Source organism: Dickeya sp. NCPPB 3274 (assembly GCF_000406205.1).
Classification (GTDB): domain Bacteria; phylum Pseudomonadota; class Gammaproteobacteria; order Enterobacterales; family Enterobacteriaceae; genus Dickeya; species Dickeya fangzhongdai.
The window spans coordinates 3,524,099-3,548,138 of record NZ_CM001979.1; the positions used below are offsets into that span (position 1 = coordinate 3,524,099).

Annotated in this window: 20 protein-coding genes; 5 read left to right on the forward strand and 15 right to left on the reverse strand. The window is 54.7% G+C overall.

What is annotated here, in order from left to right; all coding sequences use genetic code 11:
* Positions 1 to 67: 67 nt before the first annotated feature.
* The 4 genes from DXX3274_RS15700 to DXX3274_RS15715 form a co-directional block, all read right to left on the reverse strand.
* A complete protein-coding gene (locus tag DXX3274_RS15700) occupies positions 68 to 1,342 on the reverse strand; it encodes a Glu/Leu/Phe/Val dehydrogenase (protein ID WP_042860574.1) in 1,275 nt (424 codons plus the stop codon).
* A gap of 39 nt (positions 1,343 to 1,381) precedes the next feature.
* Complete coding sequence (locus DXX3274_RS15705) at positions 1,382 to 2,647, reverse strand: cation:dicarboxylate symporter family transporter (protein ID WP_193747038.1); 1,266 nt, start codon at positions 2,645 to 2,647, stop codon at positions 1,382 to 1,384.
* Between the two features lie 162 nt (positions 2,648 to 2,809).
* Positions 2,810 to 4,036, reverse strand: a complete 1,227-nt coding sequence (locus DXX3274_RS15710; RefSeq protein ID WP_042860575.1) for an aminotransferase class I/II-fold pyridoxal phosphate-dependent enzyme — start codon at positions 4,034 to 4,036, stop codon at positions 2,810 to 2,812.
* 38 nt (positions 4,037 to 4,074) lie between these two features.
* Positions 4,075 to 4,695 carry a dimethylmenaquinone methyltransferase gene (locus DXX3274_RS15715; protein WP_050569889.1) on the reverse strand — a complete coding sequence of 207 codons (621 nt, stop codon included), beginning with the start codon at positions 4,693 to 4,695 and terminating at the stop codon, positions 4,075 to 4,077.
* A gap of 147 nt (positions 4,696 to 4,842) precedes the next feature.
* Between DXX3274_RS15715 and DXX3274_RS15720 the strand changes: the two genes are divergently transcribed.
* Positions 4,843 to 5,742, forward strand: a complete 900-nt coding sequence (locus DXX3274_RS15720) for a LysR family transcriptional regulator (protein WP_042860576.1) — start codon at positions 4,843 to 4,845, stop codon at positions 5,740 to 5,742.
* Positions 5,743 to 5,775: 33 nt separating this feature from the next.
* Here DXX3274_RS15720 and DXX3274_RS15725 read toward each other — a convergent pair whose 3' ends face one another.
* Positions 5,776 to 6,849, reverse strand: coding sequence for a LacI family DNA-binding transcriptional regulator (locus DXX3274_RS15725; protein WP_038669408.1), 1,074 nt, complete (start codon positions 6,847 to 6,849; stop codon positions 5,776 to 5,778).
* 267 nt (positions 6,850 to 7,116) lie between these two features.
* Here DXX3274_RS15725 and DXX3274_RS15730 point away from each other — a divergent pair, with 267 nt between their 5' ends.
* Entirely contained in the window at positions 7,117 to 8,388 is a 1,272-nt protein-coding gene (locus tag DXX3274_RS15730) for a maltoporin (protein WP_042860577.1), read from the forward strand.
* A gap of 171 nt (positions 8,389 to 8,559) precedes the next feature.
* On the opposite strand, the gene DXX3274_RS15735 is transcribed toward DXX3274_RS15730, so the two are convergent.
* From DXX3274_RS15735 to DXX3274_RS15760, 6 genes are all read right to left on the reverse strand, one after another.
* Positions 8,560 to 8,874 carry a PTS transporter subunit EIIB gene (locus tag DXX3274_RS15735; RefSeq protein WP_038667193.1) on the reverse strand — a complete coding sequence of 105 codons (315 nt, stop codon included), beginning with the start codon at positions 8,872 to 8,874 and terminating at the stop codon, positions 8,560 to 8,562.
* Between the two features lie 117 nt (positions 8,875 to 8,991).
* A complete protein-coding gene (locus DXX3274_RS15740; RefSeq protein ID WP_042860578.1) occupies positions 8,992 to 11,049 on the reverse strand; it encodes a beta-galactosidase in 2,058 nt (685 codons plus the stop codon).
* A gap of 137 nt (positions 11,050 to 11,186) precedes the next feature.
* Positions 11,187 to 12,386, reverse strand: a complete 1,200-nt coding sequence (locus DXX3274_RS15745) for an arabinogalactan endo-beta-1,4-galactanase (RefSeq protein ID WP_042860579.1) — start codon at positions 12,384 to 12,386, stop codon at positions 11,187 to 11,189.
* Between the two features lie 5 nt (positions 12,387 to 12,391).
* Positions 12,392 to 13,288, reverse strand: coding sequence for a sugar ABC transporter permease (locus DXX3274_RS15750; RefSeq protein ID WP_050569890.1), 897 nt, complete (start codon positions 13,286 to 13,288; stop codon positions 12,392 to 12,394).
* Positions 13,289 to 13,298: 10 nt separating this feature from the next.
* The gene (locus tag DXX3274_RS15755) at positions 13,299 to 14,606 is read right to left on the reverse strand and encodes a carbohydrate ABC transporter permease (protein WP_042860580.1); all 1,308 of its coding nucleotides are present in this window, start codon (positions 14,604 to 14,606) and stop codon (positions 13,299 to 13,301) included.
* Positions 14,607 to 14,679: 73 nt separating this feature from the next.
* Positions 14,680 to 15,933 carry an extracellular solute-binding protein gene (locus DXX3274_RS15760; protein ID WP_042860581.1) on the reverse strand — a complete coding sequence of 418 codons (1,254 nt, stop codon included), beginning with the start codon at positions 15,931 to 15,933 and terminating at the stop codon, positions 14,680 to 14,682.
* A gap of 357 nt (positions 15,934 to 16,290) precedes the next feature.
* On the opposite strand from DXX3274_RS15760, the gene DXX3274_RS15765 reads away from it, so the two are divergent.
* Together DXX3274_RS15765 and DXX3274_RS15770 are read left to right on the forward strand one after the other, a co-directional pair.
* Positions 16,291 to 17,400, forward strand: coding sequence for an ABC transporter ATP-binding protein (locus tag DXX3274_RS15765; protein ID WP_042860582.1), 1,110 nt, complete (start codon positions 16,291 to 16,293; stop codon positions 17,398 to 17,400).
* A gap of 336 nt (positions 17,401 to 17,736) precedes the next feature.
* Positions 17,737 to 18,840: a M20 peptidase aminoacylase family protein gene (locus DXX3274_RS15770; protein ID WP_042860583.1), complete on the forward strand. Its 1,104-nt coding sequence runs from the start codon at positions 17,737 to 17,739 to the stop codon at positions 18,838 to 18,840.
* A gap of 53 nt (positions 18,841 to 18,893) precedes the next feature.
* On the opposite strand, the gene DXX3274_RS15775 is transcribed toward DXX3274_RS15770, so the two are convergent.
* Positions 18,894 to 19,229 carry a hypothetical protein gene (locus tag DXX3274_RS15775; protein WP_238556052.1) on the reverse strand — a complete coding sequence of 112 codons (336 nt, stop codon included), beginning with the start codon at positions 19,227 to 19,229 and terminating at the stop codon, positions 18,894 to 18,896.
* Positions 19,230 to 19,977: 748 nt separating this feature from the next.
* On the opposite strand from DXX3274_RS15775, the gene pelI reads away from it, so the two are divergent.
* Complete coding sequence (gene pelI / locus DXX3274_RS15780; protein WP_042860584.1) at positions 19,978 to 21,018, forward strand: pectate lyase PelI; 1,041 nt, start codon at positions 19,978 to 19,980, stop codon at positions 21,016 to 21,018.
* Between the two features lie 251 nt (positions 21,019 to 21,269).
* Here pelI and DXX3274_RS15785 read toward each other — a convergent pair whose 3' ends face one another.
* The 3 genes from DXX3274_RS15785 to DXX3274_RS15795 form a co-directional block, all read right to left on the reverse strand.
* Entirely contained in the window at positions 21,270 to 21,818 is a 549-nt protein-coding gene (locus DXX3274_RS15785) for a GNAT family N-acetyltransferase (RefSeq protein ID WP_038667132.1), read from the reverse strand.
* A 26-nt stretch (positions 21,819 to 21,844) separates the two neighbouring features.
* Positions 21,845 to 22,474: a helix-turn-helix domain-containing protein gene (locus tag DXX3274_RS15790; RefSeq protein WP_042860585.1), complete on the reverse strand. Its 630-nt coding sequence runs from the start codon at positions 22,472 to 22,474 to the stop codon at positions 21,845 to 21,847.
* Between the two features lie 312 nt (positions 22,475 to 22,786).
* Positions 22,787 to 23,875: an iron-containing alcohol dehydrogenase family protein gene (locus DXX3274_RS15795; RefSeq protein ID WP_084478810.1), complete on the reverse strand. Its 1,089-nt coding sequence runs from the start codon at positions 23,873 to 23,875 to the stop codon at positions 22,787 to 22,789.
* Positions 23,876 to 24,040 lie beyond the last annotated feature (165 nt).

The following is a 24,040-nucleotide window of genomic DNA, read 5'->3' on the forward strand; positions in this document are numbered from 1 at the left end:
TTCTTAATAGTTAAGAAGAGGTTGATCGAATAAATAGAATATATCTTCAGGGTACAATGTGTGCTGTTTACCCCGGATAAATGCCTCTTTCTTTTCGCGCTGTCAGAATACGTTCACAGGCGACAATATAAGCAGCGGTTCTGAGGGTACACTGTTTTTCTCTGGCTTTATCCCAAACGGCGTGAATAGCGTCGCACATGATTTTATCCATGCGGGCATTGATTTCATCCTCTGTCCAGAAATAACTGGCGATATCCTGTACCCATTCAAAATAGCTGACGGTGACCCCGCCGGCATTGCAAATCACGTCAGGCACCACCGTCACGCCGCGCTGCGTCAAAATATCATCCGCATCCGGATAAGTCGGCCCATTAGCGCCTTCAAGCACCAACTTACATTTAAGCCGTTGCGCCCGCGCGGCGGTAATTTGTCCTTCCAGCGCCGCCGGAACGATGATATCCGCCTCAACATCCCAGAATGACTCATCCGCAAGCGGTTCCGCCCCCGGAAAACCGGCGACCGCTTTATGCGTTTTTACCCACTCCACCAACGCGCGGGGATCAATACCGTTACCGTTATACAACGTACCGGAATGATCCTGCACACAGACCACTCGCGCCCCCGCCTCGACAAACAGCACGGCGGCTTCACTGCCAACATTGCCGAACCCCTGAACCGCGACGCGGGAGCCCGCTACGTCAATATTCAGCTGTCTGGCGACTTCTCTGCCGGTCACAAACACGCCGCGCCCGGTCGCTTTGACTCGTCCCAGCGAGCCGCCCAGATGTACCGGTTTACCGGTGACCACCCCGGTGACGGTAGCGCCGACGTTCATGGAATAGGTATCCATGACCCAGGCCATCACTTTGGCATTCGTGCCGACGTCCGGAGCCGGAATATCCTGCTGCGGCCCGATAATCAGGCTGATCTCGCTGGTATAACGCCGGGTCAACCGCTCCAGTTCACTTTCCGACAACGTTGCCGGATCGACCCGAATACCGCCTTTCGCGCCGCCGAACGGTAAATTCAGTGCCGCCGATTTGATGGTCATCCAGGCCGACAGCGCCATCACTTCGTTTAAATCGACATTAGGATGATAGCGAATACCGCCTTTCCCCGGCCCCCGCGACAGGTTGTGTTGCACACGGAAACCTTCAAAATGCCGAATCGTGCCGTCATCCATCACCAACGGGATATCCACAATCAGCGCACGTTTGGGATGGCGTAAGGTATCAATCCAGTGGGCCAGATCGCCCAGATAAGGCGCCACCCTATCGATTTGCGCCAGATAGGTTCTCCATGCATTGGCATCATGGTCATTAACATAAGAAAGCTGAGACATTATCGAAAGCTCCTTTATTATTCGTTATCGGCAACATGTTCATTGCCTGCTGGTCAGCGCCTGCTGATGCCGTTGCACATCAAACTTACTTTCCCACTTCGCAATCACCAACGGCGCCAGCGCATTGCCTAATACATTCAGTGCGGTATTCGGCATATCCATTAAACGATAAACTCCGGCGATAAACGCGATCCCTTCCAGGGGAATACCGACACTGGATAATGTCGCAGATAAAATGACAAACATAAATCCCGGTACGCCCGCCGCACCTTTTGAGGTAATCACCATCGTTGCGACCAGCATCAACTGATCCGACAACGAGAGGTGGATGTTATAAATCTGAGCGATAAATAAGGTTCCAATCCCCAAAAATAATGACGCCCCATCCAGATTAAACGAGTACCCCGTCGGAACGACAAAGCTGGTGATGGACTTATCGGCGCCGAAGCGTTCCACTTTTTGCATCACCAGCGGCAATACCGAGGCGGAGCTGGCGCTTGAAAATGCCAGAACCAGTTCACTGCGAATAAACTTGATCAGCGAAAAAATATTAATACCGGCAACGCGGGCGATAATGCCAAAAATGATCAGGACAAATAACAGCGCAGTGATATAGGTGGTGGCGATCAGCTTAATCAACGGCAATAACGAGGCGGCGCCAAATGTCGATACCGTCACCCCCATCATGCCAAAGATGCCAATCGGCGAGTAAGCCATAATCATGCTGGTAACACGAAACATCGCATCCGCAATACCGGAAAAGACCGTAATAATCGCCTCTTTTTTCGATTTTTCTATCGCACTCAACCCCAGGCTAAACATGACGGCGAAGAAAATCACCGGTAAAAGATTGCCGTTCGCCATAGCAGAAACGATATTGTCGGGAATAATGCCAAGAATAACCTGCCCCAGCCCATGACCATGCGCCGCCGAACCAGTAACGGATATCGACGTCTTCACCATTGATGACATATCCACGCCTTCACCTGGCTTGACGACATTACCCACGACCAGTCCGCACAGAATGGCGATGGTTGTCACACCAAGAAAATAGGCGATCGTTTTTGCCCCAAGACGCCCCATAGACTTGCTATCGCCGTGTCCGGCGATACCAACGATAAGGCAGGAAAAAACGATAGGGATAACAATCATCTTCATCAACTTGATAAAGATATCGCCAGCCGGTTGCAATACTTGTTCAATAATCCAATGACTGTATTCCTGGTGTTGGTTTAAAACTAATCCAATAAAAATACCGAGACATAATCCGATAATGATTTGCCATAGCAATGATATTCTTGGCATAGGTTTCCCCTAACTAAATTGGTTATGTTGTGTGTTTGCTTTTATTTTTTATTTCTGTAACTGCTCAAATCGCAGAATGGTCGACTTCCTTCATTAATTTCCCCAGCCATCAACCCATGCAGGGGAAATTACCCGGCGTCGCCTTTCTGCGATAGGCATTATTTAAGACATTGACGGCTCGCTCAATTGACCAATGGCAGCCCTGATGCGCCGACACCCTTCATTAATCGCCTCCAGCGAGCTGGCAAAGGAAATCCTCAAAAAGGGAGACATGCCGTAGGCCCGGCCGCCTACTGTCGCGACGCCGCCGTCGGTCAACAGGTATTCGACCACATCGTCATCGCTCTCAAGCACTTTCCCTGACGCGGTGACGTTACCCAGTAACCCGCTGACATCCACGTACAGATAAAACGCGCCTTCTGGCGGTGCGAAGCTGATGCCAGGTATATCGCTTAACGCTGCAACGACCACGTCACGCCGCGCTTTATAAATCTCCAGCATGGCTGTTACCGGTTGCTGATCGCCTGCAAACGCAGCTACCGCCGCCGCCTGACTGACCGAAGAGGGGCACGTCGTCGTCTGCGACAGCAGTTTAGCCATAGCGGAAATCAGCCACGCAGGCCCGGCGCCAAAGCCAATGCGCCAGCCCGTCATGGCATAGCCTTTAGACGCGCCATTGACGATCAGCATCCGCTCGCGCAGATCCGGCGCCACGGCCGCCATGGAAATATGCTGATGATCGCCATAAACAAAATGTTCATAGATTTCATCCAGCATAATGAGCACATGCGGATGCTGGCGCAGCACCGCTGCCAGACCACGCAATTCGTCCTGTGAATACACCGCGCCGCTTGGATTATTAGGGGAATTGATTACCACCCATTTAGTCGCCGGCGTAATCGCGTTGTTCAGTGCTTCAGGCGTCAGTTTGAACTGATTGGCGCCATTTCCTTCAATCATGACGGGAAATGCGTCATTCAACACGGCCAAATCAGGATAAGAAACCCAGTAAGGGGCATGGATGATGACTTCATCCTGCGCGTTCAGCGTCGCGGCGAACGCATGGAAAATAATGTGCTTGCCGCCGCTGCCGCACACGATCTCATCCAGGCCATACTCCAGTTGGTTATCCCGTTGTAATTTCTGGGCGATGGCCTTTCTCAGCGCTACGGTGCCGCTTGCCGGCGTATAGTGGGTTTCGCCCTGCCTCATCGCAGTAACGGCGGCGTCGATAATATGCTGTGGGGTATCGAAGTCCGGTTCGCCGATGGTGAAATTGATAATGTCTTTCCCTTCACTGCGCAGTTTGCCCACCAATTCGTTGGCTGCAATGCTGGGGGACGGTTTAATACGTTTTAAACGATGGGAAAGCAATGCCGAATTAGTCATGATTACAAGTACCCCTTTTCCTGTAGCAGAGTGGTATACTAGGAGGCATCGCCCGCCGCGATTTGTTGTTTAACCTGCTCTTCTTTTTCCGCATGTTGGGCTGCCAGGGATAACAGCAGGTCTTTATACTCATGGGCAAAGCAGACCACGCCATCTTCATCGCCGACAAGAATATCGCCCGGTGAAATCACCTGCCCGCCCACACAAACCGGTGTATTAATTTCACCTGGTCCATTTTTAAAGGGGCCTTTATGGATAATACTCCGGGCATAGCAAGGGGTATTTTCAAAGCTGGCGACATCACGAATTGCGCCATCGACAATAAACCCGACACAACCACGTCGTACGCAATCCAGTTTTATTAATTCGCCAATCACAGCGTTATTTTCATCGCCCTGAGCATCAATCACCAGAACATGTCCGGGTTGAATCATGGTCATGGCTTTATAGACCAGCAAATTGTCGCCGCCGCGTACCTTTACCGTTAATGCCGTACCAATCAGTTTGCCGGTTTTATTTATCCGCTGGAGTCCTTTCACACCAATATTACGCGACATATTATCGCTAAGATGGGGGGTTACCACATGCGCAAACGCGTCACGTTCCTCAGCATTCATCGGAGGGATAGCTGGGTTAACAACACTGCCGGGATTAGCCATAAATATCTCTAATATCAAATGGTTATTAAATATCGATCATCATCGAGCCAGCCTAACTCACCCCGATATTAATCGTAGACTTTCACCATTTTTAGCGATATTTTAACATGAAACATCATCACTTTTTTTCATGAAAAAAGAACAAGAATGATCACATTTAAGCAGATGGATGCCTTGATTTGGATTGTCAACATGGGCAGTTTTGAAGCGGCAGCCAGTAAACTCAACATGTCGCAATCCGCTATTTCCAAGCGCATCCATGAAATTGAAGAGGCATTTGACATTGAGATATTTGACCGTAAAAGCAGAAATGCCCGTCTGACGCATAAAGGCCGGGAGCTGCTGGATTACTGTCAGGATATCGTCGCCCGTCGTGATGCCATGCTGGAACGAATAAGCGATAAGAAAATCTTATTCAGCAACCTGCGATTGGGCGTTACGGAATTAACCGCTATGACCTGGCTGCCGGGGCTGATTGAAAATATTCGGGCTGACTATCCTAAAGTACAGATCTACCCGACAATCGATGTCAGTTTTAATCTGTTTAACCAACTCACGAATGACTTGCTGGATATTATTATCATCCCTGATATCTATAACGATGCCAGATTCATTAATACGCCATTAAAAAGCGTAGAGAACGCCTGGATGTGCTCGCCAAACCTGATACCACCACATAAAGAACTCAGTCTCAGCGACATATCAGACTATTCGTTTCTGACGCAGGGCACGCAATCCGGCACCGGACTGATTTATGAACGCTACTTTGCCAGCCGCAATGTGGTATTAAATAAAACGATTGTTTGCAGTAATCTGATTGCCCAGATTGGCCTGGCCATTGCCGGATTAGGCATCACCTACCTGCCCGCCCATGCGCTGCGTCATTTAATTACCCAGGGAAAACTCGGCATTGTCAAACTAAAGCCCGCCCCGCCGCTGGTGCGCTATGCCGTCATGTACCGTTCCGACCGGAACGTAGGCCTGATGCCGGACATCGCCAATATTGCGGTTAATAACTGCAATTTTGATTACATCCAGCTGTCCTGACAGTGGCGGCGTGTCCGGCAAATACGGTACAACCTACTGACTCAGCCGATGCGCAATCAACCGCAGTTCTTCGGCGATTTGCTGTAAATCGCGCTGTTCATCAATGCGGGGGCCGGTGGAATTGCGGATCACCAGCCTGGCCGGCAGGATGGACGACGATCGCTGCATGTCGCTGTCGTTGGCGTTCAACAGACGGTGCACCGCTTCCTTGCCCTGCAAGTCGAGGTCCAGCGAGACGGTGGTCAGCGCCGGGTGGAAAAACGAACTTTCATACGTGCCGTCGTAACCAATCACCGATTTCTGGCCGGGGATGGTCAGCTGATTCTGATGAAAAGCGCTCAATACGCCGAGCGCCATTTGATCGTTGGCGACCAGCACCGCGCTGAACTGCGGCGTTTCACGCAGCATCTGCAGCGCGCCGGCGTAGCCGCTTTGCGCATCCCAGTTGCCGTGAATCACCGTTGTCGGCGTCAGGCCATACCCATCCAGGGTTTCCAGCCAGTTTTTCAGTCGCAAGCGCGCTGAAACCGAACCGGCCGGCCCCGCCAGTAAAGCGAAGTCGCGGTGCCCCAGTTCATACAGATACTTCACGCTGGCCCGCGTACCGTCCGCCGGATTAAACGACACGTTGAATACCGAACTGTAAGGGTCAACATCCAGAAACAAGCAGAGAATATCGTCATTGTCGGCGGCGATGTGCTCTGCTTCTTCCGTCTCCAGCGGCACGTTGATGATAACCTTATCAACCCGCTGTGACTTGAGTTCATTGATGGAATCCTGAATGCTATGATTGACGTTCTCATCAATCATGGAAATCAGTACCTGATAGCCTTCCATATTCGCATATCTTTTCACCGCCGCCGCTACCTGCGAAGGCGCGTGCAATGCCAGCGACGTCGTCACCAGCCCCATCGTCATGCTCTGTTTGCCCACCAGTTGCTGGGCCAGCCGGTTAGGAACATAACGCAACAGTTCGATGGACTGCTCTACCTTGCGGCGCGTGGACTCGGAGACATTCGCAGATTTATTCAACACCCGCGATACCGTCTGATAAGAAACACCCGCGTGGCGGGCAACATCTTCTAACGTAGCGCTTTTCGACTTCATGGTCAGGTTTCCCATCGTGGTTTTACCGGGATTGTAACAGTTGGTCCGGCGAAAAAACCATGTTCTGAACCCCACTCAGGCCAAATTACATGCAAGTATTACGTTCACATATCAAAAACCCGTGATGCGTATCACCAATCATTACAAAACAAAATGATTTATTTGCATTAAATCACAATAAAACAACGAATCCGTTGCTCATATTTACGCTTAGGCATTTTATTGAACTCGTAATGTGAACGTAATACATAACAACAAGAGGACACCATGAACACCAAACTCCTTACTCTCTCTACCGCACTCACCGTCATACTGACCTCTCCGGCATTACTGGCGGCAGAGGCCACCACCGTCCCCATTGATTTTCACGGCTATCTGCGCGGCGGCGTGGGGGTGTCCAATGATGGCGGCATGTCGCAATGGCAAAAAAACAAAGTAGGCCGTCTGGGTAACGAAAACGATACCTACGGCGAAGTGGAACTGGGCTCGGAGGTGTACAAAAAGAACGACGTCAGTTTCTACGTCGACAGCATGGTCAGCATGGTGTCGGATGGCTCCAACGATAACGAAACCACCATCGGCGATGACGCCCAGTTCGGTCTGCGCCAGTTGAACCTGCAAATCAAGGGGCTGGTCCCCGGCGACCCTAACGCCGTGATCTGGGGCGGTAAACGCTACTATCAGCGTCACGATTTGCACATTATCGATACCAAATACTGGAATATCTCCGGTTCCGGCGCCGGGATCGAAAACTATACGCTCGGCCCCGGCGCGCTTTCGGTCGCCTGGATCCGCGGCGACGCCAACGCGGTTGACGACCGCATCAACGGCAACAGCAACGTCAACATCAACTATGCCGATATTCGCTATGCCGGGCTGAAACCCTGGAAAGGCGCCTGGACGGAATTCGGCATCGACTACGCCATGCCGAACACCACCAAAAAACAGAAAGACTTCGGCGGCCTGTATGTCGCGGACAACGGCGTGATGCTGACCGGCGAAATCAGTCAGGACATGCTGGGCGGTTACAACAAAGTGGTGCTGCAGTACGCCAATAAAGGGCTGGCGCAAAACATGGTGTCGCAGGGCGGCGGCTGGTACGACATGTGGAATCAGGTGAATAGCGCCACCGGTTATCGCGCCATCAACACCGGACTGATCCCGCTCACCAGCCGGTTATCGTTCAACCATGTGTTGACCTGGGGCTCAGCTAACCACATCAACGAAGCGACCGACACCACCCGGCTGCTGTCGCTGGTAGGACGCCTGCAATACCAGTTTACCGACTATGTGCGCGGCATTGGCGAAGTGGGCGCCTTCACCCAGAAAGACAACTTCAAAAACGGCACCTCGTTTAAACAAAGCGGTGAGAAATACACACTGGCGCTGGCGCTGGCGGCAGGCCCGGCATTTATGTCGCGCCCGGAATTGCGCCTCTACACCTCTTACCTGAACGATAGTCAGGACGGCAAACCGTTCAAAGACGGCACCGCCAATAACACCTGGAACGTTGGCGTACAGGTGGAAGCCTGGTGGTAATTAATCCACGGCAATAACTACGCGTTTTCTCTCCGGCAGTTTATTTTCATCATTATGCTTCGGCCTGTTTAGTTATGATATCGCTCGTTTTGAGGATAACCGTTAACGGTTATCCTCTTTTTTATCGTCAACGCCGGTTTATTTTCCGCTGCTCTTGATTGCGCGAAATATTTATTCCGGCCGGGAGAAATGTTCCTCCAGTAATTTACGTAATGTATCCGACTGCTTACCGAATATGGCATGAACCTGTTGCCCAAGAATAATGACGCCCAGTGCGCCTTCCTGTTGTAATCCTTGTGAATCAACCAGACTCAGGTTTTTTACCGTCACACGCAGCCGGGTAATACAGGCATCGACCTGCTCGATATTATCCCGCCCGCCAAATAACCGCAGCAGACGCTGAATCTGCTGTTTATCGTCGTCGCTTAATTCCGGCGTCGGTTTCGGATGCGAAAAATAACGCATAACAGAATGCAGACTGACCATGAGCATACTCCTCTGAAGGTATCGTACGGTACGCGGCGACGCCCGCCGGCGTGGCGGGTCATCGCCCAGAAGAAAGCGCCCATGCCGGCATCGGCGATGGGCGCAGGCTGAACGCCGTCAGACCAGACGGCGACGAATCACCCGGCAATCCCAGGCGGAAAGGACCACATCCACCAGCGGCAACCCGGTCAGCATATCGCTATACCCGGCGGGCAGTTGGATGGGATGCGACAATGCGCTGTAGTTTTCGATGAAGATAAACTCTTCGTCGCCGTTGGTACGACGATGGGCCGTCACCGCCGGCGGCAGCGGGATATCCAGCGCCCGCGGCAGGTTCAGCTCACGTATGATGGCGGTAAAGAAATCGCTCTGGAACGCCAGATCGTTACGCGAGGTCACATACCAGGCTTTCCCTGCGCCGACGTGATTTACCGTCACCGCCGGCCGGCCGGCATAGAAATCGTCGCAGTAGCTGGCGAGCGCCGTCGCGCCTTCAAGGTGGATCAACTCGCACAGGTGGCGCGCCTGATACGGCCCTTTCAGCCCGATGTCATTGTCCGCCAACCCCAGCACCCGGTTGTATTCGCCGTCGGCCAGACAGTCGATCTCTTCTGACCAGATGCCCAGCAGCGGGCGCAGCGGGCCGGGGAATCCGCCCTGATAACACAGGTCGCTTTCGTTAACGATGCCGCTCCAGTAGGTCACCACCACGTGCCCGCCCTGCCGCACAAACTGCTCGACGCGCTCGGCAAACCCCGGCCGCACCATGTACAGCATCGGCGCAATCAACAACCGGTAGCCGCTGAAATCGCAGTCGGCGTTGATGACATCGACCGCTATCCCCTGCTCCCAGAACGGGCGGTAATGTTCCGCCACCGTTTTTTCGTACTCCAGCCCGGCATTGCGCGGCCCCTGCGCATCGTCCATCGCCCAGCGGCTTTCCCAGTCAAACAGGATAGCCACCTGCGCCTCTACCCGGCTGCCCGCCACCGCATCCAACTGCGACAAAATCTGGCCGAGCTGCGCCACTTCGCGGCCGACGCGGGTATCGACATGACCGACATGATCCACCACCGCGCCGTGGAATTTCTCCACCGAGCCGCGGCTCTTACGCCACTGAAAATACTGCACCGCATCCGCGCCGTGGGCCACCGCCTGCAGCGAGGAGAGAATATGCATACCCGGCTTCTTGAGCTTGCTGAGCGGCTGCCAGTTGGTGACGCTGGGGGTTGATTCCATCAACACAAACGGCTTGCCCTGCTTCAGCGAGCGCATCAGATCGTGAAACATGGCGATATAACAGGCCAACGTGGCGTCGTCCTTGTCCCGGTGCCACATTGGGTAGCTGTCCCAGGAGATGAAGTCCAGCACGCGCGACAGCTGCCAGTAGTCGTAATCGTAAAAGTACTCCATGAAGTTGGTGGTCGCCGGGATAGCCGGGTTCACCCGCTTCAACGGGGCGATTTCCTGCGCGCAGAAATCGGTCGCCTGCGCGGTATTAAAGCGTCGCCAGTCAAGGTTCAACCCGTGAATGGACACTTCGCCCTGCGGCGCCGGCGATTCAATCTGTGACCAGTCGCTGTAGGTATGGCTCCAGAAATCGCTCCACCAGGCGTGATTGAGGTTATCCAGCGTCTGGTAACGCGCCTGCAACCAGGTGCGGAACGCCTGCTGACAACGCTCGCAATGGCACTCGCCGCTGTATTCATTGGAAATATGCCAGCCGATCACCGCCGGGTGACGCCCGTAGCGCTCCGCCAGCAATGTATTGATTTTCTGAACCTTATCCCGATAGACCGGCGATGACAGGCAGTGATTGTGGCGACCACCGTGCAGCGCCGACACCCGATCGCGCCCTACGCGCAACACTTCCGGGTAACGTTGCGACATCCAGGCCGGGCGTGCGCCGCTGGGCGTAGCCAGAAACACCGAAATACCCTGCCGGTATAATTTATCGATCACCTCATCCAGCCAGTCGAACCGGTACACGCCCTCCTGCGGCTCCAGTTTGGACCAGCTGAAAATACCGACCGACATCACATTGCATTTTACCTGTTTCATCATGGCGATATCATCATCAATAATGCCGGGGTAACTCTCCCATTGCTCCGGATTATAATCAGCGCCATGTAATAACCCATCGACCTTCGGATTCAAAGGCGGAAATCGTTTCATAAAACATCCTTAATACTGAATAGGCAGACGGTATACCCGATATATGTTGATATGCAGGCAGGCGGCAACCAAATAATTCCCTAAAAATAAACCAGGGGTCGCCAATCTGCCTGCAATTTGAAGTATGACGGGTATTATTAATTAAATATTTTTATCGAAGGCAACACCTCCCCCTGACAATTAAATAACGCCTGATTTTCACGGGCGTTGCCCAATTTCCCGCGTTCATTGAGATAATTCATGCCGACTTCGGTCGCCCAGGTATTACCCGCCGGCGTTATCCAGGCCACCTCCCAATAAAACCCGCCTTTGCCGTGTCTGTTCGGCACATCAATCACGCTTTGCATCAGGTCACGAAAAAAATCAGCCTGCCCTTGTACCGTGGCTGGATATTTTCCCGCCGCCGCTTCTTTTGCGCCAAAGCTGTTCTCTAAATTGTCGCAGTTGGCCAGGGTATAGCCATAAGCGGCCTCAGCCACGATGACATCCTTGTTGTAACGCTGACTGATGTCGTCCATGTTGGCCTTCAGCGCGCTGATCGGCCCGTCCCAGTAGGTGTACATCGACAGGCCGATCACATCGAACGGCACGCCGCGTTTGGTGATCTCATCAAACCACCAGCGAAAGTTAGCGTTTTTGGTGCCTTCCGCCAGATGCAGCATAATCTTCACCTGCCCCGGCGAACTGAGGTTTTCACGTAAACCGGCAATGGCTGCGTTCAGCAAACCGGCCAGCCGGTCAAACTCGCCGCCGCCTTGTCCCCAGCTTTTGCCTTCCGGCCACAGGATGCCGCCGTTGACTTCATTGCCAATCTGCACCATATCCGGCAGCACCCCTTCCTTCTTGAAGCGGGCGATGGTGTCGCGGGTATAGTCATGAATGGCGACTTTCAGTTGATCGTACGACAACCTGCTCCAGGCTTTCGGCTTGAACTGCTTGCCGGGGTCGGTCCAGAAATCGCTGTATTGGAAATCCAGCAGCAATTTCATGCCTTGCGCTTTGGCACGTTTGGCTAGCGCCAGCGTGGTTGCCAAATCGTTATCGCCGCCGCCATAGGGATGCCCGGCGTTGTCTTTCGGGTCTACCCACAACCGTAGCCGGATGTAGTTGACGCCATTTTTTTTCAGTAAGGCGATCGGGTCAACGCGGACGCGGTTTTCGTCGTAAAACACGCCCCCTTGACGCTCGACCTCCAGCAACGTGGAAATATCCGCCCCCTTGATGAAATCGGCGGGCGCGTTGCGCAGCGGTTTTATCACGATAGACTCCGCGGCCATCAGCGGTGTAACACCCATAGCCAGGGATACTGCCAGTAATGCGGGTATCATCTTTCTCATGGTGATTATCCTTTAGTACTGCCTGAAGTAAGGCCGGAGACAAAATATTTTTGCAGCATCAGGTAAAGCAGCGCGACCGGCACGGCAATCAGCACCGCGCCGGCGGCGTAGGTGGTGTAACTGGCTCCCATTTTCTGCGCCACCAGGTTGTATAAGCCGATGGGCAGGGTGTACTTATCCGGGGTGCGCAGGATGGTGCTGGACAGGATGAAATCCCCCAGCGGACCGGTGAAGGAAAACAGCGCCACCACGGCGATGATCGGCTTGGACAAGGGAATAATGATCTCGATGAAAATACGGAAATTGCCGGCTCCGTCCATGCGCGCCGATTCGTCAAGCTCGCGGGGAATGGCGTCCAGATAGCCTTTCATCAAATAGGTGTTCATCGGGATCATGCCGGCGACATAAATCAGCACCAGCGCCAGATGGCTGTTGATCAGCCCCAGCAGCTGCGACAGCACAAAAATGGCGATCAGCGCGGAGAACTGCGGGATCATCTGCAACAGCAAAAACAGCATCAGGCCGTTCTGCCGCCCTTTGAAACGGAAACGCGAGAATGCGTAGGCGGTGAAACTGACGCTTAACAGCGTCAGCACCATGGTCAGGAAGCTGATTTTCATCGAGTTCCAGTACCAGGTCAGGTAATTGACCTGACCGTTGAACAGCTCCTCGTAATGCTGAAAGGACGGATTTTCCGGAATAATCGAGGTGCTCAACAGGCTGTTGCCGGCGTTGAGCGACGCCCCGACCGTCCACACCAGCGGATAAATGATCACCACCGACACCGCGATAATCACCAGCCAGGACAGCGCAAGCCGAATGGCTTTCTCGCGTTTGATACTTTTATGATGCGTACCCTGACGATGAATATCCTGACGGTTAATGCCTTGAGTCGTCGTCATCATGCTCCCCTTATGCCATCTCATCGTTCTTGAATGACCGGGTCGCCCGGAATTGCCACAGCGCCAGCCCGACCACGAAAATCGACAGCAGGATGGTGATGGTGGCGGCAATCGCATACTGGGACGACGACATCGTCAGTTTATAAATCCAGGACACCAGAATGTCGGTGCCTCCGGCATTGGAACCGGCGACGGCGGGTCCGCCGTTGTTGAACAGATAGATGATGTTGAAATTGTTAAAGTTGAAGGTGTACTGAGTGATGACGATCGGCGCGATGGCGTACAGCACCAGCGGCAGCGTAATGGTGCGCAGCTGCGTCCAGCGGCTGGCGCCGTCCATCGTGGCCGCCTCGTACAGATCGTCCGGAATGGCCTGCAATACGCCGGTGGTCATGGCGAACACAAACGGGAATCCGAGCCAGGTCTGCATCATGATCAACGCCGTTTTGGTCCAGAACGGATCGGTCAGCCAGGCTTTCGGGCTGATGCCCACAGACGCCAGAATGGCATTATTGATGACGCCGAACGAATCGTTGAACATGCCGGCGAACACCAGAATGGTGACGAACCCCGGCACCGCCCACGGCAGAATGAAAATGGTGCGGATCAGCGGCTTAAAGCGCAGATCTTTCTGATTAACCAAAATCGCCAGCAACACCCCCACCGTGCACTGCAACGTCGTCGCCAGCAGCGTCCAGACCACCGTCCACTGCAACACGTCCAGAAAGGTCGAGCGCCAAATACTGAGGGTAAAAATGCTGACGAAGTTCTTCATCCCGACCCACTCCACCAGTTTGGCGGGCGGCGTGTGGTACAGGTTGTAGTTGGTAAACGCGATGGCGAAACCGAACAGGATCGGGAAAATCACCACGAACACCAGCAGAATGAAGCCTGGGGTAATCATCAGGTAAGGAAAGCCCTCGCTCAGCAGCAGGCGGTACTGCTGCCGCACGCTGTTCAGCGCCAGTCCGTCATCCCGCCGTTTGCCATTACGCCAGGCATCGTTTATCGACAAGGCGTAGATCAGCACGCCAAAGGCGATAATCAGCAGGCTGATGATCCCTTCCGCCAACAGGAAGACAGAGTTGTCGCGCGGCACCTCTTCCCCCAGGGTGTACACGCCCCACAGGCCGGTACGCAGAAAGTCATGAAACACCCCCAGATAGCTGCCGAGCAGCACCAGAAAAATCATGCCCTTCGCCCACTGGCGATGATAAAACTGCCCGCCGCCGGGCAGCACCGCGCACAACGCCGCGACCCAGGCGTGGCGTCGGGTGCGCTTTTCCCCGGACAGGGGTTCGCCGGAACTGATAATCACACGCTGCTCCTTCTAGTCGCGGGAGGTCGCCCTCCCGCTCGGTGTGGCCTACTGCGTTAACGGATGGCGGTTATTACTGATTGCTGGCCTGCATCGCTTCGACCTGCATCTTGATTTGCTTCACGGCGTTATCGAGCGCCGCTTTCGGCTCCTGCTTGCCGGTCATGCTCAGCTCCAGCGCCGCGTTGGCCGGCCCCCAGACTTCGCCCATTTCCGGAATGCCCGGCATCGGCACGGCTCTGGCTGCCTGGATGGCGACCGCGCTGGCTTTCTCGTCGTTTTTAATCAGCGGATCGTCAATCATGCTTTTTTGCGGCGGGATCTCGCCGGTGCGTTGATAGCGAACCTTCACATAGCGCGGCTGGTTGATGAATTCGATAAACCGTTGCGCCAGCGCGTTGTCCTTACTCCAGGTCGAGACCACATACCCTTTCACGCCCAGGAACGAGCTCATCGGTTTGCCGTCCGGCAGCAGCGGCAGCGGCGCCACGCCGTAGTGAATGCCGGCGGCTTCATAGGGCTGGAACGCCCAGGGGCCGTTGATAACCGCCGCCGCTTTTTTCTCGGTGAACAGCGAATCGATGGCGTTCAGCCCGTTATCACCGATGATCCCCGCCGGGAACAGCTTGTCGGCGTAAAACTTACGCAGCAGCGTTACCGCGTCCACCGCGCCCGGCGTGTTCAGGCCGATATCCAACGGGTTGAGACCGCCTTTGTCGTTTTTGCCGAAGCCTTTGTCATCTTTGCCGAAGATGTAGCCGCCCATCGGCCCGATCGCACCCCAGCTGTAGTAAATCTGATCAAACTTCGCCAGCAGCCCGAACTTATTCTGCGCCTGCTGCTGCCGGGAAAAGTCATACCACTCCTGCAGGCTGGCCAGCGGTTTGCTCACCTGATCCTTGTTGTAAATCAGCACCAGGGTTTCCACCGCTTTCGGCAGGCCGTACACCTGGTTGTTCATGCGAAATGCCGCCATCGACGCATCGGTGAAGCTGTCTTGCGCCGCCTGATCGAGTTTCAGCGGCGCAATCAGCCCCTGCACCACCGCACCGCCCAGTTGATCGTTGGGGATCACCAGCACGTCGGGGCCGATGCCCGCCGGGCCGTCCAGCCGCAGTTTTTCCAGCTGCTGGGCATACGGCATTTCCTGCAGGTTCACTTTGACGTTGTACTGTTTTTCGAAATCCCCGATGGCGTCCTTGATGCCATCCGATTTCCGGATATCTTCCCAAACGGTCAGCTGCTGCGCGGCATGTACCGGAAAGGCCGCCAGCTGGCCGGCAGCGGTGGCGGAGAGAAATAGGGCGGTAAGCGTTTTGGTTTTCATTATCGACCTCATGTGAAGGTATAACATTTTTAAGCAAAAAACCTGGCACTTCGCATTAACAAAAACATCGTGGCTGATTTTATAGGGCTTTAAACACCCAGTTTTTCACCAACGATGATGTTATACGCTACGCTAACGATGGGGATATGACGACAGGAAAGTGACTATTGTGTGATCACAATTGCAGAAATGAAACGTGCCGATAGGGCGCTAAAAACAAGGTGGTTATAGTCATCTCAACGTAAAAGCGCTGTCAGATTGACCCGCAATATTTGTTATACGTAGTACATTCATTCATCAGCGCTACCCGGCCCGCCCCTGCGGTCACCGTATTGATAACCCGTTGAGGAAAAACGGATGTCCAGCATATGCTTAAAAAATGTCACCAAACGCTTTGGCAAAACTGAAACGCTGCACAATATCAATCTGGATATCCAGGCGGGTGAATTCGCGGTGTTTGTCGGGCCTTCCGGCTGCGGCAAGTCCACGTTGCTGCGGATGATCGCCGGTTTGGAAGAGATTAGCGATGGCAAAATTCTGATTGATGACGAAGTGATGAATGACGTCGCGCCGGCCCACCGCGGCGTGGCGATGGTGTTTCAGTCCTACGCGCTCTACCCGCACATGACGGTGGCGGAAAATATGGGCTACGGGCTTAAGGTCAACAAGGTGCCGAAGGCGGAGATTCGCCATCAGGTCGAAATGGTCGCTAAAACCTTGCAGTTGTCCCACCTGCTGGACCGCAAGCCTAAACAGCTGTCCGGCGGCCAGCGCCAGCGCGTCGCCATCGGTCGCGCCATCGTGCGCAATCCGAAGGTGTTCATGTTCGACGAACCGCTCTCCAACCTCGACGCCGAACTGCGGGTCGACATGCGCCTGCACATCGCCAAGCTGCATCAGGAGCTGAAAACCACTATGGTGTATGTCACCCACGACCAGGTGGAGGCGATGACGCTGGCCGATAAAATCGTGGTGATGAACAACGGCAAGGTGGAGCAAACCGGCTCGCCGATGGCGCTGTACTACAACCCGGTCAACCGTTTCGTCGCCGGTTTTATCGGCTCGCCCAAGATGAATTTCCTACCCGCGACCGTCGTCGCCTGGCAGCCGCATCAGTTGACCGTGACGCTGACGGCGGATAAAACGCTGACGCTGGACATCGAGACTACGCCGCTACAGCCCGGCGACGCCATCACGCTGGGGATTCGCCCCGAGCATCTTGGCATCCAACCATCGCATCAAGCCACGCTGGCCTTTCAGTGCGAAGTGGTGGAACGGCTGGGCAACAATACCTACCTGTTCGGCCAGTGCTACGGCCACGATGGCGTCAAAATCCTGCTGCCCGGCGACGTACAGTTCCGCCCCTGGCAGGCGATTACCGTCGGTTTCGACGCCGTTCACTGTCTGGTGTTCGACGCCGAGGGTCTGCGTATCAACGCCGACGCCTCCGTTCCCGATATGCACTGACGCCTATCCCAACAGGCACCTGTCAGGTGCAGGCAATGCCCCCGTTCGGTGAGGATAGACGCCCTGATAGGGCATGGCGTTACCTGCTGGCGAAAGGGGGTTTATCATGCCGGCAACGCACGGTGAATAACTCGCGCCGGCAACTGGGATCGCGCGCCGGACCGTGTTCCTTATCGACTATGGTTCCTATTTATCCGGCATCGCATCCATCGCACATCGCGTTCATCTGGCATAACTCTTGCTGCTGATGTCGACTGCGTGCACCGACTGAATCTGCATTCAGGCGGTGTTCCCCGCGGTCTGACCATCATTTTGACGAACACCAAGAGGGACGTTATGTCCAACGTATTCGATCACTATCGTTACCTGCACACCATTCCGGAACTGGGATTCCAGGAATTCAAGACCTCCGATTATCTGGCCGCGCAACTGGAAGCCGCGGGCTACCGCCTCACCCGCGGCGTCAACGGCACCACCGGCATCGTGGCGGCACTGAACAGCGGCGCGCCCGGCCCGGTGCTGGCGTTGCGCGCCGATATGGATGCATTGGGTCACATCATTGACGGCGAGTTCTGCGCCCGCCACACCTGCGGACACGACGCCCACTCGTCGGTGGTGCTGACCGCCGCTCAGGAACTGATACACGATGGCGTGGTGAAAAAAGGACGGCTGAAGATCCTGTTTCAGCCCGCCGAAGAGCTGGGTACCGGCGCCATCGCCATGGTGGAAGGCGGCGCCATTGACGACGTGGACATGATCCTCGGCTTTCACCTGCGCCCGGTGGAAGAGTGCCTGCTGGGCGAGGCGATACCGGCAATGCACTATTCCGCCAGCAGCACGCTGGAAGTCACCTTTCACGGCCAACCGGCGCACGGCGCGCGGCCGCATCTGGGCGTGAACGCGCTGGAAGCCGCCGCCAACGCCGTCATGGCGGTGAAGGCGGTTCCGCTGGCGCCGCACCTGACCTGGAGCGCCAAGGCTACCCGTTTTCTGTGCGACGCCGGCGTGACCAACTCCATTCCTGATAACGCCACGGTATGCTGGGACCTGCGTTCGTCGCGGAATGACGCAATGGACGAGCTGAAAGCAAAAGTGATCCGCGCCATTGAGTACAGCGCGGCGGCTTACGGCGCGACGGCCGAGATCAAACTGCTAAAAGAGATTCCGGCGGCGGATATTCATGACGACGCCACCGCGCTCATCAGCGCGGCTATCGTGGATGTGCTGGGCGAAGCCGGTCTGACCGCGCCCAAGAGCACCGCAGGCGGAGAAGACTTCTTCTTCTATCCGCGCCTCAAACCGCAGATTAAAGCTGGCTTCTGGGGGCTGGGCACCAATCTCAAACCGGGGCTGCACCATCCGGACATGCATTTTGAATTATCGTCGCTGGAAACCGGCGTGCAGGTATTCAAACGCTGCGTGGAAAAGATGCTGGGATAATATCAGGGCATCCCCGGCAATACGCCGGGGATGCTTATCAGGAAAGGCACGAATTATTTAATCAGCTTCCACGAACCGTCATCCTGAATAAAAGTAAAATTGACGATCTCTTTTTTGTTTCCAACCAGTGGTAATGACATATCCAGATCGACATTGCATTGATAGCCTTTATTTTCACTTCTGATGCAATTCAGCTTTTTTAACGAATTGATTTTAAGCACCATCTCATCATTAAAAAGCGTACCGACTTTTTTTTTAATTTCCTGATTAGTTTGAGCCACCATATCGTCAACGGCGTGCCGAATATCCTGCTCGGTCGGCTCTCTGCCGCCACATCCCGACAACACTACGGCAATCAACGCACAGAAAGCAGCCTTATTTATCATCATCACAGACATCCCTATTAAAACGTGCCTAACCCCTATCAATGCCTATTCAAGTTGCAAAGCGGTATGTCTGGCTGTACCTGTCGTTTTTCTCAGTTGCTGACTTGTTGTCATCTTTTGCGGATTCACTCGGTTGCCGCCTTTCCGCAACTCGAATTATTTAGGGCATAACCCCTATAAATGCCTATTCAGCGGCAAAGCGGCATATCTGAATATACCTGTCGTTTTTCGCGTTGCAGACACGTTGCCATCCTTTGCTTCCGGCATGGCCGCACGTATGCCGTCAGGGTTTCTTTCATCCGGTGCCTGGCTTCCTCCAGCCGACGTAATAGCCGCTGCCTGCCAGTCGAACCATCAAAAATAAACAAATCATTCACATTACGATTACCACTGAATAAACTGCACGACGGTATTATCATAAAGCCGACCAAACACATAGTTATTCTCTTCCCTGCTCTTGCAATGGAACAAAAATCAATCAGTTAACTATAAAAATTGGATCCTTGTCACATTCATTTTTACAATATTACGAATGTTTCATAAATAAAAATGACACAACTCTCTTTTCAAAATTAGAAAATAAAATAGATGATATTCACATCAGGTTAATTTTCAAAACAGCGGTTTATTTTTCTCGCCCTTTTTATTTTTTGCTCTATAGTAATCTCGATACATTCAGGAAGTACCCGCTTTTATTTATTTCTCTCAACTGAATGAGAGTCAATACCTGTGGGATTTACAAGGAGATTGTATGTTTAAGTATGTAATACCTCTGTGTGCACTCACTCTGGCGGCACCTTCATTCGCCGCCCAAACCACTCTGATGATGACCCAGAAAAGCGATGTTAATTATCTGGGCTGGTCTACCGACGAAAGTAAAGTGGCGCGTCAGGAAGTTTATCGCGGCACCACCAGCAATCCTGACCTGCGTGAACGTATCGCCGTGCTGGACGCGGAAACCCGTACCTTTAAAGATGCCGACACCAATAGCGGCGTCAATTACTGGTACTGGGTGGATGTGGTCAGCGATACGCAAAGCCAGACGGTATCGAATGCCGTGACCACCGCACCGAACGCCGGCCCGCTGCGCGCAGCGAAAGCCAGTTCCGAGTGTAAGCCGGGCGCCACATTCGAAAACCGTAATGTGGACTGCGGCGGCGTGACCATCGGCACCTCCTGCCCGAATGACAGCGATAAACAAAAACCGCTGATCATTCTGAAAAACGCCTCGGTGAAAAACCTGCGTATTTCCGCCTCCGGCGGCGCGGACGGCATTCACTGTGAAAGCGGCAACTGCACCATTGAAAACGTGATCTGGGAAGACATCTGCGAAGATGCCGCAACCAATAACGGTAAAACCATGACCATCATCGGCGGGATCGCGCATAACGCCAAAAATGGTTACGGCGGCAAGCCGGACAAGGTGTTGCAGCAAAACGCCAAAAACAGCACCACGGTGGTAAAAGGCAACTTCACTCTGACCGGTGAACACGGGAAGTTGTGGCGTTCCTGCGGTGACTGCACCAACAACGGCGGTCCCCGTTTCCTGAACGTTGACGGACTGATTGTCAATGGCACCATTGGCAGTATTGCTGGGGTCAACCGTAACTACGGTGATGTAGCAACCCTTAAAAACATCAAGATCAAAAACTATAAACCAGGTACCCCGAAGATTTGCGAAGAGTACAAGGGCGTTCAGAAAGGCGAAGGTGAATCGCCCAAGTACAGCAAAGATGATCAATGGGACACCGCCAACTGCAAGGTTAGCCGTTCGGACGTGACCAAACTCTGACAGGGTCGTCTGACCGGTTGTAACACAACACGGGCTTCCTGGCGTATCAACCAGACAAGACCGGGCTACGCGCCCGGTCTTTTTTATTCAGGCCGACGCCGTTTCCCCACCGCATGTTGAACGGACAACGCAATTGTCCGGCCCAGCGGGCGAGCGTAGCGAGTAAACCGGAGCATACAGGCAGTACCTGAGGATTTCGGGCACCGCCAGGTCCAAAGTAGCAAGTCAATTAGCCCTTATGGGGATAGGCTTTAGTTGTCCTGTGGCTGCGCGGGCGTATCCAGGTTGAGCTGATAAAACGCCGCGTCCAGCCAGTGGCCGAACTTAAACCCAACCTGCATGAAAGTACCTGCATGGGTAAAACCCAACTGGGTGTGTAACCCGATACTGGCGGAATTGGCGGCATCGATGCAGCCCACCAGAACGTGCAATTGCGCTTCGTGCGCACGCCGGATCAGTTCATTCAACAGAATTTTGCCAAGTCCGCGGCCCCGATGTGCATGATGGACATACACGCTGTGTTCCACCGTATACTTGTAAGCCGGGAAGGCACGAAACGTGCCCCAACTGGCGAAGCCCAGCAATTGACCTGAAGTATCGACCGCCCCTACCACGGGAAAACCGCCGGCGCGCTTTGCGTTAAACCAGGCGGCCATCGCCTGCGCAGGCCGGGGAACATAGTCGTACAGCGCCGTTGAATTGACGATGGCCTCATTCAGAATTGCCAGAATAGCCGACGCATGCTCGGCTTCGTCGCAGTCGATCAGGCGCACATCATCATTCATTGCTGATGCATTCATTATGAAATTCCTGTTGATTGAAGAAATCAGGCACTCCTCGTACCGGCTAAAACAGGCTCGTCGCAAATAACCACTAGGTAGCGTGCGGGCTGAGAAGTGGGATTACTGTACACAAGCGGCTGATCCACCCTCATGGCCAAACAGTCGCCCTCGTGCAACAGATAGAGTTGATCGCCAAGCATGACGTCGATACGCCCCTCGATTACCCAAACCTGCTGCTGCCATGCCCGGTCGCGCCCTCCCGTCTCGTAAGCCACACGGACGCCGGGCGGGAAATCCACCTCAACCATCTGGATAGGCGATGGCCAGCCTGGCGGAGAGAGGTTTCGCCGCACGTATCCGGAATCAGGATCTCGCCATTGGGACTGCCGGGCGCGCGGTACCAGCGGCTGCGCCGTCGCCCCCTCGCGTTCGCCGCCAAACAGGCTGGCCAGCGTTACGCCAAGTCCGGCGGCAAGTTTCTCCAGCACGACCGCTGTTGGGCTGGTTGCACCACGCTCAACCAGAGAAATCATCGAGCGGCTGACGCCGCAGCGGGCAGCGAGCGCGTCAAGCGTGTAACCCTGTGCAGCCCGCAGCTCGCGTACCCGGCGGGCGATACGTTCGTTAACGCCAGCGCTGGCATCGTCACGATATGGCGGTTCATTTTCCATCATAATAGATTTAATTTCCATTAAACTAGAATGGCTGTCAACCGGAATTTACCCGGTCGATTAACGGTATCAATCCAATTTGCCATAATACCTGCGGCCGGGTACGGTTTCGTACCGATTATCTGCAATCAATGACGCGCTCGGGCATGTCGCCGCGGCGTACTGAGGGGCGTGGTGTTTAGGGCACTCGGCCGATAAGAAGACCGGCGTCAGGAGACGCCAGGCCGCCAGCCAATGGCCGACCTGACGCCGCTTTTTCGTTTTTTGAGTGCGGGGATAAGCGTCTTCACGCACCTCACGTCTCCGCGCCGCGGGTTACCCCGCCACACGAGCCGCCAGTGCCTCTACCCGGCGTATCGCCTGACGCACCTGCTGCTCCGTCACAGTAAACGGCATCGTTGCCATATCCGGCGCATCAACCGATGCGCGAACGATCGCCGTCAGCTCCGCTTCCGACAAATCCGGGCAGATCGCCGCCAGCGTCAACGGCACCGCACAGGCCTGAGCCAGCCGAATCGCCGCCAGCAGTTCTTCATCGCTGCGCTGCTCCAGCGCCAGCAGGCACAGATTGCCGAAGCCGACCAGCAGGCCGTGGCCGAATTCGCGGGTCTTGTCGCAGACGGTAAATCCTTCGTACAACGCATGGGCCGCCGCCGCGTGCGCGCCGCTGGCCATCAGCGAGGTCAGCCCGGCGAACAGGAAGATAGCGTCCAGTACCTGATCGAGCGCGTCGTTGTGCTGCCCGGCCGTCACGGCGCGGCAGGCTTCCTCGCCGTACTGTTCGATCAACCGAAAGCAGATTTCGCTGTTGGCGCGCGACGACGCGGCAAAACCGCTGTCGTTGCCGCCGTTATCGATAGCGCGAAATTCATACCACTTCGCCAGCGTATCCCCCAGCCCGGCGGCCAGCCAGCGCAACGGCGCGCGCGCCAACAGTGCACTGTCGATCACCACCGCCGCCGGCGCTACCAGCAGGTGGTGCAAATCGTGGAAATGACCGTCGTCGTAGTAGCGAACCGACAGCGGCGTCACGGCGGCGCAGGTCGCGGCAATCGTCGGCAACGTCACCACCGGAATGCCGCACTGGAACGCCACCGCTTTACCGGTATCCAGCGCCTTGCCGCCGCCTACCGCCAGTAACAGATCGCTGTCGGTTTCGCGTACCCGCGCGCACAGCCGTTCAATCTGACTGACGCTGCACTGCTCGCCAGACCACTCCACCGCGGTCAGCGTCACACCGGCCTGCCGCAGTTGTTCGATAATCAGAGTCTGCGCCGCCGCCAGTGCCTGATGCCCTCCCGCGACCAACACCCGACTCCCGAGACGGGCGCAAATCCCGCTCAACTGTTGACTGACTCCGGCGCCACGCAACACCGTAGCCGGAAAGAAAACCTGCTGCATTATGATAATTCCTGCCTGCTGTCGTTGATATACCCAAAATAATTCGAGTTGCAGGACAACACGCTGGCGTGTTGAACAACGCTACGCGTTGGCCCTTTAGGGCAAGGCTCAGAATAAGCCTTGTAACGCGGCAGCCGAGTGAATCCCCAGGAGCTTACTCAAGTAAGT